The sequence below is a fragment of the Streptomyces sp. NPDC020747 genome (genome assembly GCF_044334695.1).
GTDB lineage: Bacteria > Actinomycetota > Actinomycetes > Streptomycetales > Streptomycetaceae > Streptomyces.
Genome location: NZ_JBIRTJ010000021.1, coordinates 23,359 through 37,317, shown reverse-complemented (window position 1 = coordinate 37,317; position 13,959 = coordinate 23,359). Strand labels below are relative to the sequence as shown.

At 71.6% G+C, this 13,959-nt stretch carries 6 protein-coding genes and 1 tRNA gene; all 7 read right to left on the bottom strand.

Annotated features, from left to right (window positions below; translation table 11 throughout):
• Nucleotides 1-1,490 precede the first annotated feature (1,490 nt).
• The 7 genes from ACH4YP_RS41405 to ACH4YP_RS41375 all read right to left on the bottom strand — a co-directional run bounded on the left by ACH4YP_RS41405 (nt 1,491) and on the right by ACH4YP_RS41375 (nt 13,898).
• Nucleotides 1,491-1,564, bottom strand: a tRNA-Thr gene (locus tag ACH4YP_RS41405).
• A gap of 102 nt (nt 1,565-1,666) precedes the next feature.
• Nucleotides 1,667-3,271: an alpha/beta hydrolase gene (locus ACH4YP_RS41400; protein WP_361050305.1), complete on the bottom strand. Its 1,605-nt coding sequence runs from the start codon at nt 3,269-3,271 to the stop codon at nt 1,667-1,669.
• Nucleotides 3,272-3,528: 257 nt separating this feature from the next.
• Nucleotides 3,529-4,734 carry a DNA polymerase III subunit delta' gene (locus ACH4YP_RS41395; RefSeq protein WP_361050308.1) on the bottom strand — a complete coding sequence of 402 codons (1,206 nt, stop codon included), beginning with the start codon at nt 4,732-4,734 and terminating at the stop codon, nt 3,529-3,531.
• Between the two features lie 209 nt (nt 4,735-4,943).
• A complete protein-coding gene (gene tmk, locus ACH4YP_RS41390) occupies nt 4,944-8,258 on the bottom strand; it encodes a dTMP kinase (protein ID WP_361050311.1) in 3,315 nt (1,104 codons plus the stop codon).
• Between the two features lie 204 nt (nt 8,259-8,462).
• Nucleotides 8,463-11,291, bottom strand: a complete 2,829-nt coding sequence (gene topA, locus ACH4YP_RS41385) for a type I DNA topoisomerase (RefSeq protein ID WP_361050314.1) — start codon at nt 11,289-11,291, stop codon at nt 8,463-8,465.
• A 368-nt stretch (nt 11,292-11,659) separates the two neighbouring features.
• Nucleotides 11,660-11,857, bottom strand: coding sequence for a hypothetical protein (locus tag ACH4YP_RS41380; protein WP_361050317.1), 198 nt, complete (start codon nt 11,855-11,857; stop codon nt 11,660-11,662).
• A gap of 520 nt (nt 11,858-12,377) precedes the next feature.
• The gene (locus ACH4YP_RS41375) at nt 12,378-13,898 is read right to left on the bottom strand and encodes a methyltransferase (RefSeq protein ID WP_398496312.1); all 1,521 of its coding nucleotides are present in this window, start codon (nt 13,896-13,898) and stop codon (nt 12,378-12,380) included.
• Between the last annotated feature and the right edge of the window lie 61 nt (nt 13,899-13,959).

Sequence of the window (13,959 nt, the reverse complement as noted above, 5' to 3'; positions counted from 1 at the left end):
AAGGTGAGGGACGCAAGCAGGTTCACGTAGTCGGAGACGAGGCCGGCACCCCGGACCCTCTCCGCCAGGGGGCCCATGAGTTCGGCGACGAGCTGCCTGGAATCCGGTGCGTTCCGGCTGGGCTCGATGGGCTCGGCGACGTGCCGCTGCTGTGAACCGGCGCCCGGCCGACCGCGACGCGCTCTGTCTCCGTAGGTGGTCCCCACCGGCTCGTGCTGAGCCAGGCATCTGGACGGGATGACACGAGAGTCCAGGAAGACCAGGACGCGGCTGAGTGGAAAGCACTCCACACCGCCCGAGTGGACGGCCGCGGGGAAGTCCGGATGGCGCCTCTGCCAGTTGTTGACAGCCGGACGTTTCACCCCTGCCAGCCGCGCGATGTCGGCGCCCTTGAGCAGTGGATCGGTGGTGTTCATGGCCGTCACGGTAGGCGGCTCACCAGAAGCCCGACAACCGCGCAGTGCACTGCGCAACAAGCACCACGAACGCGTCACTGGACCGAACACCCCTTGGGGCGCGCACAGTTACGTGGCCTGACCTGTATGTTCCATGAAACACGAGCAGAGGACAGCGGTCACAGTAGGCCGTTACTTGTTAACCATGTTTCTTGCGCCCGGCCCAGGCATGCACACCTGGTGCTCCATGCCGGGCCAGGCGAGCTCGCCGCCGGCACGGCTGCACATACCGACCCAGCGACGTTCAGCCGGCTCGCGCTCGACCCACAGAACTGCGCGTACGCTCCCCGCTCTTGCCAGAAGTCGGTCCTGGTGGTCCAGGATCTGTCCCAGGCCGACGCGTAGTTGTGACGACTCGTTCGCCACCGCAAGCGACTTCACTTCGCAGACGGCGAGTTCACCGTCCCGCGCACGCCACGCCAGATCGAACTCCGGGCCGGCAGGACCCGGCGAGAGCACTTCCAGACCGCTGAGCATCCTGAAGCCCCATGTGCACAGCGAAGTTACGGCCCACGAGGTCAGGATCGGGAACACTTCACCGACCGACGACCGGCCGTGCGCGCTCGCCCACCATCCGACAGCCCCTGCCGCTGCCGCTGCCGCTGCCGACACGAACGTCCGCCGGTCCGGCCGACACGGCAGCCACACCCGGTGCCCGCTGCTGAACTCCGTGGACCGACCCCGTCTCCTGGAAGAGGTTGCGGACGATCTCCCACTGTTCGTCCGACAACCGGTGCGGACTGCCCGCGAACGGCCGGGTAGGGATGCCTACTCCGGCCACCGCCGGTGCGTCCAGGTATCACCGACGAGGGATCGGCACGTCCGGCCAGCGATCCATCTCCACCATCAGCCCCAGAGACCCACAGAACAAACCGATCCCCCGCCTCAGGCTCGCTCCGAACCGGCGTCTAAGCCCACAACTGAGCCTAGAACTGAGACTGGGGACCACCGCGCGGCCCGCGCTCGCCGCCGGCGCCGTATCCACCAAAAGCAAAAGCCCCAGGTCACGGCGAGTGAGTCCTGAGGCTTCCACAGAGCCGCCTTCGGGATTCGAACCCGAGACCTACGCATTACGAGTGCGTTGCTCTGGCCATCTGAGCTAAGGCGGCGTGCTGCCAGAACTATGGTGCGATCGGCAACGTGCGTAAGTCTACACAGTATCGAGGGGTGCTCCGTACAGGGTTTGGGAGCACCCCCGGACGACCGCGTGATCATGCCCCTGAGCAGCGCTTTCCGTCCTTCGGAGGGGTGCCTGCGAGGAGGTAGTCGTTGATCGCGGAATCGATGCAGGCGCTGCCCCTCCCGTAGGCCGTGTGGCCGTCGCCGTCGTAGGTGAGGAGGGTGCCGGAGGAGAGCTGGGCGGCGAGGGCCTGGGCCCAGCGGTAGGGGGTCGCGGGGTCACGGACGGTGCCGACGACGACGATGGGGGCGGCGCCCTTCGCCTCGATGGTGTGGGCTTCGCCGGTCGCCTTCACGGGCCAGTACGCGCAGTTCAACGAGGCCCAGGCGAGGCTCTCGCCGAAGACCGGGGAAGCCTGCTCGAAGGAGGGGAGCGCCTCCTTCACCTCCTCGGGCGAGGAGAAGGCCGCCGGCAGGTCCAGGCAGTTGACCGCCGCGTTGGCGAACATCAGGTTCTCGTACTTGCCGTCGGAGTCGCGTTCGTAGTAGCTGTCGGAGAGGGCGAGCAGGCCCGCGCCGTCCTTGTCCTTCATGGCCATGTCGAGGGCGTCGCGCAGTTGGGGCCAGGACCCCTCGTCGTACATCGCGGCGATGACGCCCGTCGTGGCCAGCGCCTCGCCCAGCTTGCGGCCGTCCGCGTCGCCCGCCTCGATGGGGGCGCCGTCCAGCTGCCGGAAGAATGCCTTGAGGTTCTTGCCGACCTGCTCGGTCGTCGTGCCCGCGCCGCCCAGCGGGCAGTCCGACTCCTGCACGCAGTCTTTGGCGAAGGACTCGAACGCCGTCTCGAAGCCGGCCGTCTGGTCCTGGTTCGTCTTCCGCGCGGGCAGCGACGGGTCCAGCGCGCCGTCCAGGACGAGCCGGCCGACCCGCTCCGGATACAGGCCCGCGTACGTCGCCCCGAGGAACGTGCCGTACGAAGCACCCACGTACGTCAGTTTCTCGTCGCCCAGCGCCGCACGCACGATGTCCATGTCACGGGCCGCCTCGACCGTGGACACATGGCGCAGCAGGTTTCCCGCGCGCCGCCCGCAGCCCTCCGCGAACTCCTTGAAGGCATCGACCAGTTCACCGGTCTCGCGCACGTTGTCGGGGGTCGTGTCCGTCTGCGTGTACGTGTCCATCTCGCGCCCGGTGAGGCATTCGACGGGCTCGCTGCGGGCGACTCCACGCGGGTCGACCGCGACCATGTCGTAGCGGGCGCGGACCTTCGCCGGGTAGCCGATTCCGGCGTACGCCTGGAGGTAGCCGACCGCCGAACCGCCCGGCCCGCCCGGGTTGACCAGCAGCGAACCGAGCCGCTTGCCCGGACCCGTGGCCTTCTTGCGGGAGACGGCCAGCCGGACGTCACCCTTGGCCGGCGCGGCGTAGTCGAGCGGGGCCTTCAGCGTGGCGCACTCGAAGCCGGAGACACCGCAGGCCCGCCAGGCCGGCCGCTGGTCGTAGTACGGGGCCAGCGCCGACGGGGTGGCCTCGGGCAGCGCACGCAGCGCGGCCGCCGCCCCGGCCGGGCTCGCGGAACTCGTCGAACTCCCCGCGGAGCAGGCGGAGACGAGCAGTCCGGCGACCGCGAGCAACGTGCCGCACGCGCGAAGGGATCGGTTGGCCCGAGGTGACCTGGGCCGGCGCCTGGTGTACATCGAGCGAGAGTAACCCTGCGCGATGAATCGATCGCTCAGAGTCGTCAACCCGACCTCGTACGAGTGACGCCGTCAACTCCGGACGGGACGTGCGGGGCATGCGGGGCATGCGGCGTGTGTCACGAACTCTGGACAGGACGGACGACGTGCGTCACGAACTCCGGGCAGACGGGCAGACGGGCAGACGGGCAGACGGGCAGACGGGCAGACGGGCAGACGGGCAGACGGGCAGCGTGCGTCCCGGGGCCCGGGCCGCGTCAACCGGCCCGCAGCGCCATCGTCATCGCCTCCACCGCCAGCAGCGGTGCCACATTCCGGTCGAGGGCCTCGCGGCAGGCGGCGATCGCCTCTATCCGGCGCAGGGTGGTCTCGGGGGACGAGCCGCGCGCCAGCCGGTCCAGGGTGTCTCGCATCTCCGTGTTGGCGAGGGCGAGATCGGAGCCGAACTGGAGGGCCAGCACGTCGCGGTAGAAGGCCGTGAGGTCGATCAGGGCCAGGTCCAGGCTGTCGCGCTGCGTACGCGTCTTGCGGCGCTTCTGCTTGTCCTCCAGCTCCTTCATCACGCCCGCCGTACCGCGCGGCATCCGGCCGCCCTGGGACGCGCCGAGTGCCGCCTTCATGTCCTCGGTCTCCTTGACGTCGGTCTCCTCGGCGACCTGCTTGGCGTCCTCGGAGGCCGCGTCGATCAGCTCCTGGGCCGCCTTGAGACAGGCGCCCACGTCATCGACACGGAGGGGCAGTTTGAGGACGGCGGCACGCCGCACGCGGGCACGCTCGTCCGTGGCGAGGCGGCGGGCCCGCCCGATGTGCCCCTGGGTGGCGCGGGCCACGGCGGCCGCCACGTCCGGCTCGATGCCGTCGCGGCGTACGAGGACGTCGGCGACCGCGTCCACGGGAGGTGTCCGGAGCGTGAGGTGACGGCAGCGGGAGCGGATGGTGGGCAGGACGTCCTCGATGGAGGGCGCGCACAGGAGCCAGACCGTGCGGGGGGCGGGCTCCTCGATGGCCTTCAGCAGGACGTTGCCCGCGCCCTCCGTGAGGCGGTCGGCGTCCTCCACGATGATGACCTGCCAGCGGCGGCCCGCCGGGGACAGCTGTGCCCGGCGTACGAGATCGCGGGTCTCCTTCACGCCGATGGAGAGGAGGTCGGTGCGGATGATCTGCACGTCGGCGTGGGTGCCGATCAGGCTCGTGTGACAGCCGTCGCAGAACCCGCAGCCGGGGGATCCGCCGAGGGCCCGGTCGGGGCTCACGCACTGGAGGGCCGCGGCGAAGGCCCGCGCGGCGGTGGAACGGCCCGAGCCCGGCGGCCCCGTGAAGAGCCAGGCGTGCGTCATCTTCGACGCCTCGGCCACCGGGGTGTGGTCCGCCACGGCCGTGACCTGGGCGTCGGCGTCCCGGGCGGCGGCGTCGAGCTGCACGCTCACCTTCTCCTGGCCCACCAGGTCGTCCCACACGGTCATGGGATGCCGCCCTTCCGTCGCACCGGTGCCTTGCGCACTCCATTGTGCGGGAGGGCACTGACAACGCGGTCCACACGGCCCCCGCACTCACCACCGACGCTCACCGCCGACGCCCGCCGCAGAGGCCACATCACAACCGACGCCCACCGCACGCATCAGCGCCGACGCCTGCCCCAGCCACAACCACAGGACAGGCCTCCGGCCGCTCGTCAGCGCCGCCGGCGCCCCCGCCCCTCGTCCGACTCGTCGTCGCGGGGACCCAGCAGTTCGTCCGCCAGCGTAGGAAGGTCGTCCAGCGGAGTCTCCTCCGCCCAGTCCGAACGGGGACGCCGCCGAGGCGTGCCCTCCTCGTCGACCTGAGGCAGCTCGCGCGTGCGGGCGTCGGTGCCCTCGCTCCCCGGCCGCTCGTCACGGAAGTACCCCGGGGGCACCCGGTCCGCCGGACCGCTCCCGTGTTCGCCGCCACCACGGTCCTCCCGTACGGGAGGAAGGACAGCCGTCTCGTCCGCGGCGGAATCCCGCCCGACCGACGGCAGCACGGCCGTCTCGTCGGCAGCCGATCCCGGCCTCACCGGCGGCAGCACAGCGGTCTCGTCGGCCGCTCCCTGTGGCGCCGGAGGCTGCGGCAGTACGGTCGTCTCGGCGTCGTCGGGCCCGGCCTCGCGAGGCCGTACCGGAGGAAGCACCGCCGTCTCGTCGGCCGGCCCTCCGGACGCGTTCGTGGGTGTCACGACGGGCGTCGGCACCGTCGTCTCGTTGTCCCGGCCGGCCCTCGGACCACTGGAACCAGCGCCTCCGGAAGCGGACCCGCCAGAAGCCCCGGAGGCCCCGGAAGCCGGACCAGAACGCGAACCGGAAACCGACCCGGACTCCGCGTCCGCGGCAGCCGCACTGGAAGCCTCCGCCTCCCGCTGCGCCTCCTCCTCGGCCTCCCTCTGAGCCTCCCTCTGCGCCTCCGCCGCCCGCCGAGCCTGCTCGGCCCGGAGCAACGCCTCCTCGGCCTTCCGCTGCTTGTCCAGCCGCCGCTCTTCCGCCTCGGCCCGGAGCCGCGCCTCGTCCTCGGCCTGCTTTCGACGACGGGCCTCCTCGGCCGCGCGGGCCTGCTCCTCCGCGAGCTGCCGCGCCTGTTCCTGCTCGGCACGCACGCGTGCCGCCTCGGCGCGCTGCCGGGCCTCCTCGGCCTGCCGCTCGGCCTCGCGACGCTGGGCCTCCTCCAGCTCGCGCTGCTTGCGCTCCTCTTCCTCCGCGCGCAGCCGGGCGAGCTGCTCCTGGCGCTCGCGCTCCAGCCGCTCCTCCTCGGCCTTGCGGGCGGCCTCTTCCTCGGCACGCCGACGCGCCTCCTCCTCGGCCGCCTTGCGGGCCTCCTCCTTGGCCTTGATCTCGGCCTCGGAGAGCGGGAGTACGACATCGAGCCGGTGCCGGATCACCGTCGTGACGGACTCGGGCTCCTGCCCGGCGTCGACGACCAGATAGCGCGCCGGGTCGGCGGCGGCGAGTGTCAGGAAACCGGACCGCACGCGCGCGTGGAACTCGGCGGGCTCCGACTCCAGCCGGTCCGGCGCCTCCGTGAACCGCTCACGGGCGGTCTCCGGCGCCACGTCGAGCAGCACGGTCAGATGAGGCACCAGCCCATCCGTCGCCCAGCGGTTGATACGCGCGATCTCGGTCGGGGACAGATCACGCCCGGCCCCCTGGTACGCCACGGACGAGTCGATGTAGCGGTCGGAGACGACCACCGCGCCCCGCTCCAGGGCGGGCCGCACGACGGTGTCCACGTGCTCGGCGCGGTCGGCGGCGTACAGCAGCGCCTCCGCGCGGTGCGAGAGACCGGCCGACGACACGTCGAGCAGGATCGACCGCAGCCGCTTCCCGACGGGCGTGGCACCCGGCTCGCGCGTGACCACGACCTCGTGTCCCTTGGCGCGGATCCACTCCGCGAGCGCCTCGGCCTGGGTCGACTTCCCAGCCCCGTCGCCGCCCTCCAGGGCGATGAAGAAGCCCTTCGTGGCGGCCACCTGCACGGGGTCGTCCCCGCCGCGCAGCGCGTCCAGCAGGTCGTGCCGCAGCGGCACTCCGGAGCGGTCGTCGGCCTTGGCCAGCACCAGGGCGGCCACCGGCAGGAGCAGTGCGCCGACCAGCATCAGCGTGAAGGCCGCGCCGCCGTGCGCGAACACGAACTTGCCGTTCTCCACGCGGTGCGGGCCGATGGCGGCGGCCACCAGTGGGGCCACCAGCGCGCCCAGGGCGACGAAGACCCGTACGACCGCGTGCAGGTGTTCCGTCGTACGCGTGCGGCGGTACTCCTCGGCCTCCTGGTCGAGGAGGGCGTGCCCGGTGTTGGCGGCGACGCCCGCGCCGACGCCCGCCAGGCCGACGATGAGGATGACCGTGGTGACGTCCGGGACGAGGCCCGCGGCGAGCAGCGCGATGCCCGTGAAGGCGATCGCCAGCGCGAGCAGCCGGCGCCGGGACAGGGACGGCAGCAGCTTGGCGGCCGTACGGATGCCGATCACGACACCGCCGGTCAGCGCGAGCACCAGCAGCCCGTACGTCACCGGCCCGCCGCCGAGGTCCTTGGCGTGCAGCACGGAGACGGCGACGGCCGCCGCGATCGCCCCGGCGACGGCCGCGCAGGCGAGCACCAGAAGCGGGATGGCCCCGGTACGGCCCTTGTCGATGCCGGTGCCCGTCTTGGGGCGGCGCAGCCCTTCGAGCGGCGACCGCGCGCGCGGGGTGCGCGTGTTGGGCAGTTCGAGGAAGGTGAGCACCGAGAGGGACGCGGCGAACAGGCCCGCGGAGACGTACGAGGCGAGCGCCGCCTGATGCAGCTCGAACCACGCGATCCCGGCGCCCAGCAGGTTGTTGAGGAGCGCCGCGACGAGGAGCGTGGCCGCCGCGAGGGGCACCGCCACGAATCCCGTACGCAGTGACAGGCGCCGCAGCGCGTCCATGTGGTCCGGCAGCGGGCGTACCGTCGCGCCCTCCAGCGGCGGCGCGGGCAGCAGCGCGGGCGCCGCGCTCTCGCGGCACACCATCCAGAAGCGCTCGGCGACCCCGATGACGAAGGCCGTCACCAGGAGCACGGCCAGCGCGTTCTCCGGCGTCCAGTCGATCCACAGGGGGGCGATGATCAGCAGCACGGCCCGCACGCCGTCCGCGCCGACCATCGTCCAGCGGCGGTCGAGCGGCCCCTCCTGCGAGGTGAGGGACGTGAGCGGGCCGAGCAGGACCGCCCCGAAGAGCAGGGTGGCGAGAATCCGTGCCCCGAAGACCGCCGACACGGCGAGGGCCACTCCGCGGTAGCCGCCTCCGAAGGAACCGTCGGAGACCGCCGCCTGAAGGGCGAGCAGGACCAGAACGAGCAGCGCGAGGGCGTCGCCGACGCCGCCCACCAGCTGGGCGCTCCACAGGCGCCTCAGTTGCGGCACACGCAGCAGCGCCCGGACGGCGCGCTCCCGTGAATCTGCGACCAGGGCGTCGTCGGGGGCCGGGTTGTGGGCCGTTGGCTGCTCGGCTCGCGTCATCCTGCCAGCCTATCGGGAGGGGCTGACTCCCCGAATAGGCCCCCGAACATGCGAACGCCCCCGACACCAAGTGGTGCGGGGGCGTTCGTTTCACGAACCAGAGGTGAAGAACTCGGTCCCGAGCCGGAGGCGGCCTCCGAAGGCTCTCATCCGAAGCGGGACCCGAAGGACTCAGTCCTCGTGGGCCTCAGCCCCTCGTCGGCCTCAGTCCTCGGCCGTCGCCCGGGAAGCCGTCGCCTTCTTTGCGGTCGTCTTCTTGGCAGTGGTCTTCTTTGCCGCCGTTTTCGTGGCCGCGGTCTTCTTGGCGGCGGTTTTCTTCGCCGGCGCCTTCTTGGCCGACGCCTTCTTGGCGGCCGCCTTCTTCGCCGTCTTCTTGGCGGGCGACTTCGCGCGCTTCTCCGCGAGCAGTTCGAAGCCGCGCTCCGGAGTGATCTCCTCGACGCTGTCGCCGGACCGCAGGGTGGCGTTGGTCTCGCCGTCGGTGACGTACGGGCCGAAGCGGCCGTCCTTGACGACGACGGGCTGCCCGCTGACCGGGTCCGCGCCGAGCTCCTTCAGCGGAGGCTTGGCGGCGGCCCGCCCGCGCTGCTTGGGCTGCGCGTAGATCGCCAGGGCCTCGTCGAGGGTGATCGTGAAGAGCTGGTCCTCGGCCTGGAGGGAGCGCGAGTCGGTGCCCTTCTTCAGGTAGGGCCCGTAGCGCCCGTTCTGTGCGGTGATCTCCACGCCCTCGGCGTCCTTGCCGACGACGCGCGGCAGCGACATCAGCTTGAGGGCGTCGGCCAGCGTCACCGTGTCGAGGGACATCGACTTGAACAGCGAGGCCGTACGCGGCTTCACGGCGTTCTTGCCGGTCTTCGGGGTGCCCTCGGGGAGCACCTCGGTGACGTACGGGCCGTAGCGGCCGTCCCTGGCGATGATCTGGTGGCCCGACTGGGGGTCGGCGCCGAGCTCGAAGTCACCGCTCGGCTTGGCGAGCAGCTCCTCCGCGAGCTCGACGGTCAGCTCGTCGGGTGCCAGGTCCTCGGGCACGTCGGCGCGCTGGTGGTTCTCGGAGTCCTTCTCGCCGCGCTCGACGTACGGGCCGTAGCGGCCGACGCGCAGCATGATGTCGCTGCCGTCCACGCGGAACGACGACACCTCGCGGGCGTCGATGGCACCGAGGTCGGTGACGAGCTCCTTGAGACCGCCGAGGTGGTCCCCGTCGCCGTTGCCCGCCTCCGCGGCGCCGGTCGCGTCGCCCTCGCCGAAGTAGAAGCGCCTGAGCCACGGAATGGCCTGCGCCTCGCCCCGCGCGATGCGGTCGAGGTCGTCCTCCATCTTGGCGGTGAAGTCGTAGTCGACGAGCCGCCCGAAGTGCTTCTCCAGGAGGTTGACCACGGCGAAGGACAGGAAGGACGGCACGAGTGCCGTGCCCTTCTTGAACACATATCCGCGGTCGAGGATCGTGCCGATGATCGACGCGTACGTCGACGGGCGGCCGATCTCGCGCTCTTCGAGCTCCTTGACCAGGCTGGCCTCGGTGTAGCGGGCCGGGGGCTTGGTCGCGTGGCCGTCGACCGAGATCTCCTCGGCGGACAGCGGGTCGCCCTCGTTGACCTGCGGAAGCCGGCGCTCACGGTCGTCCAGCTCGGCGTTCGGGTCGTCGGCGCCCTCTACGTAGGCCTTGAGGAAGCCGTGGAAGGTGATCGTCTTACCGGACGCGCTGAACTCGGCGTCGCGGCCGTCGGAGGCCGTGCCCGCGATCTTCACGGTGACGGAGTTTCCGACCGCGTCCTTCATCTGGGAGGCGACGGTCCGCTTCCAGATCAGCTCGTACAGCCTGAACTGGTCACCGGTCAGACCCGTCTCGGCCGGCGTGCGGAAACGATCACCCGAGGGGCGGATCGCCTCGTGCGCCTCCTGCGCGTTCTTGACCTTCCCGGCGTACGTACGCGGCTTGTCCGGCAGATAGTTCGCACCGTAGAGCTGCGTGACCTGGGCCCGGGCCGCGGTGATCGCGGTGTCCGAGAGGGTCGTGGAGTCCGTACGCATGTAGGTGATGAAGCCGTTCTCGTACAGCTTCTGGGCCACCTGCATGGTGGCCTTCGCGCCGAAGCCGAGCTTGCGGCTGGCCTCCTGCTGCAACGTCGTCGTACGGAAAGGCGCGTACGGCGAACGGCGGTACGGCTTCGACTCGACGGACCGTACGGAGAAGTTCGAGTTCTCCAGGGCGGCGGCCAGCGCGCGGGCGTTGGCCTCGTCGAGGTGGAGCGTGTTCGCGCCCTTGATCTGGCCGAGCGAGTCGAAGTCGCGGCCCTGGGCGACGCGCTTGCCGTCGACCGCGGTCAGACGGGCGACCAGGGAGGCCGGGTCGCTCGCGTCACCGGCGCGGCCGGTGCCGAAGGTGCCGGTGAGGTCCCAGTACTCGGCGGAGCGGAAGGCGATGCGCTCGCGCTCCCGCTCGACGACGAGGCGGGTCGCGACGGACTGGACGCGGCCCGCCGACAGACGCGGCATGACCTTCTTCCAGAGGACCGGCGAGACCTCGTAGCCGTAGAGGCGGTCGAGGATGCGGCGGGTCTCCTGGGCGTCGACCAGCTTCTGGTTGAGCTCGCGCGGGTTGGCGACGGCGGCCTGGATCGCGGCCTTGGTGATCTCGTGGAAGACCATCCGCTTGACCGGGACCTTGGGCTTCAGCACTTCCTGAAGGTGCCAGGCGATGGCCTCGCCCTCGCGGTCCTCATCGGTGGCGAGGAAGAGTTCGTCGGAGTCCTTGAGCAGGTCCTTGAGCTTCTTGACCTGGGCCCGCTTGTCGGCGTTGACCACGTAGATCGGCTCGAAGTCGTTGTCGACGTCCACGCCGAGGCGGCGCACCTCGCCCGTGTACTTCTCGGGCACCTCCGCGGCGCCGTTGGGGAGGTCGCGGATGTGCCCGACGCTCGCTTCGACGACGTAGCCGGGGCCGAGATAGCCCTTGATCGTCTTCGCCTTGGCGGGCGACTCGACGATGACGAGTCGGCGGCCGCCGTGTGCGGTCTCGCTGGTCGGGGACAACTTCGCTCTTCTCTCCGGTCGACGCAGGGGGTCTCGCCCCAGGCCTTGAACCCGGGGGTCGGGTCATGCTGACGCTGCGGAGTGTGACGGTACATCCCGCCCCCGTGTCAAACGGGAAAAGCCCGCAACGGCCACTCGAACGGTAACCCGACTCCCGCCATTCCTGCCGCCCGGAGTACCGACCTGCCGTTTCTGAGCTATCCGGAGGGTGACCTCTCAGTTACTGGAGGTCTGTGTTCCGGAGGGCCCCGGGCCTTGTCCGCGACGGCCGCCGGCCGTCGATTCCCGGACACCGGAGGTGACTCTTCCCGGCCAGGGCGGCCGCTCGGCCGCGGCCCCGCCGGGGGTGTCGCCGGAAGGGGCGACGCTCAGGTACGAGTGAAACACCACACGGCGAGGAGCAGCGCGGACGTGCCCGCGAAGGCCGCGACCGCCGCGGAGGCCACGGGATGCACCCCGTGGGCGACAGGGGCACGCTGCCGCAGCCGGACGGCCGTCCACACCAGGAGCCCGCCTCCGAACAGGGCGAACACCGATCCCGTGAAGATCGCCGGTCCGCTCTCCATGGTTCGTCTCCTCCGCCTTTGGTACCCAGCACCGGGACGCTGACACCTCCGGGCAGCCGGAACACCAACCCCGGGTGAACGCGGGGCGGACAGCTCCGTGCGCCCTCATGCGGAATCCGTCACACCGCCACAGACGTCGGTGACGGTGGCGCCGGCGGTGGCGGTGGCGGTGAGCCGGGGCTCGGGGGGCGGGGTGGCTCGGGCCGCAGCGCGATGCCGCGGTCGGCGAGCGGCACGCACGCGTGCCGCTCGCCGGAATCGTCCGCTGTCAGAAGGATGTTGGCCGGTTTCACGTCCCCGCGCGGAATCCCGGCCCGGTGCCCTCGGCCGGAGACCGGAGACCGGAGACCGGAGACCGGCCGAGCGTCGAGCACGCCGAGCCCCGTCCGGGCCCCTCGTGCGTCAACACGTCGTGCACGGTCGCCGCATGCGGGCCGACCGGCCGTCCGCGGGCCGGCTCCTCGTCTCCTCGTCGTACGCGAGCCGGACCGGGAGACTCACCCGGCGGCCCCGGGAGGACTCACCGGGCGGGCTCGATGAACCCCTGCTCGACCAGCAGCCGGATCTGGGACGGGGTCCGGTCCCGCAGCAGGACCGGGTCCTCTCCGACGAGTTGGGCGATGGCGTCCAGGATCCGGCCGGCGCTCAGCGTGCCGTCGCAGACGCCCGCGAAGCCCGCGCCGACGGTGTCCACCTTCGTGGCCCGCCGCATCCCGCGGTGCTGGCGCAGCACGACGTGCTCGGGGTCCTCGGCGCCGGGCAGCCCGACCTGCTCCTGCACGACCTCGCCCGCGAGCCTGAAGTGCCCGGCGAGCAGGGCCGCGTCGTCGTGCGCCCGCAGATAGTCCACGCGGTCGAAGTGCGCGCGCACGGTGTCGCCGAGCGGCTGTTCGACGGGGTGCGGCCACTCCTCCACGACGACCGAGGGCCGGTCGGCCGCCGACTTGCGCAGGCTGATCCAGCCGAAGCCGACGGACTTCACCTTCCGCGCCTCGAACTCGTCCAGCCACGCGTCGTACCGCGCCTGGTACTCCACCGGGTCGGAGCGGTGGTCGCCCGCGTCCCGCAGCCACAGCTCGGCGTACTGCGTGACGTCCTGGACCTCGCGCTGCACGATCCACGCGTCACAGCCGCGCGGCACCCAGGACCTCAGCCGGTCCTGCCAGTCCTCGCCCTCCACGTGCTGCCAGTTGGCGAGGAACTGCGCGTACCCCCCGTCGTTCAGCCGGTCGCCCGCCTCCTGAACGAGCGTGCGGCACAGATCGTCCCCGCCCATCCCGCCGTCGCGGTAGGTGAGCCGGGCGCCGGGAGAGATCACGAAGGGCGGATTGGAGACGATCAGGTCGTACGTCTCGTCGTCGGCGATCGGCTCGAAGAGGGAGCCCTCGCGCAGGTCCGCCGCAGGGGCGCCGGACAGGGCGAGCGTGAGCGCGGTGATGTGCAGCGCGCGGGGGTTGAGGTCGGTCGCGGTCACGCGCGTGGCGTGCTGCGCGGCGTGCAGGGCCTGGATCCCGGAGCCGGTACCGAGGTCGAGGGCCGAGCCCACCGGCATACGCACCGTGATGCCCGCGAGCGTCGTGGACGCACCGCCCACGCCGAGTACGACTCCTTCGTGATGGCTGCCGATCCCGCCCGCTCCGCCGACCGCGCAGCCGAGGTCGGAGACGATGAACCAGTCCTCGCCGCCCGGGCCGCCGTACGGCCGTACGTCCACCGCCGCCACGACCTCGTCCCCGCCGGTCCGGGTCAGCCAGCCGCTCGCCAGGCAGTCCGCCACCGGCAGGACGTCCGCCACGCGCGCGTGCGGCACGGGCCGCTGCAGCAGGAAGAGCCGGACGAGCGCCTCCAGCGGTGAGTCGCCCCGGGTGGCCCGGAGCGCGGGCACGGTCTCGCTGCGGGCCAGCGCCGCGTACGCGGGGGCGCCGAGCAGGTCGAGCAGCCCGTCGGCACTGAAGGAGGCGCTCAGGAGGGCGTCCCGCAGGCGCGCGGTGACGTCGGTGCGGTCGGACGAGGGCAACGGTGCCAGGCTGCTGTTACTCACGCCTCCATTGTGTCCGCTCCCGCCGCCGTGGCGCGCGCCCTGTGGACAGACGGATCGAGAC

Excerpts from the sequence above, each read along its gene's own strand:
- tmk (WP_361050311.1), bottom strand. The coding sequence starts at position 8,258 with ATGACGCGAGCCGAGCAGCCAACGGCCCACAACCCGGCCCCCGACGAC.
- ACH4YP_RS41400 (WP_361050305.1), bottom strand. The coding sequence starts at position 3,271 with ATGTACACCAGGCGCCGGCCCAGGTCACCTCGGGCCAACCGATCCCTT.
- ACH4YP_RS41380 (WP_361050317.1), bottom strand. The coding sequence starts at position 11,857 with ATGGAGAGCGGACCGGCGATCTTCACGGGATCGGTGTTCGCCCTGTTC.
- ACH4YP_RS41395 (WP_361050308.1), bottom strand. The coding sequence starts at position 4,734 with ATGACCGTGTGGGACGACCTGGTGGGCCAGGAGAAGGTGAGCGTGCAG.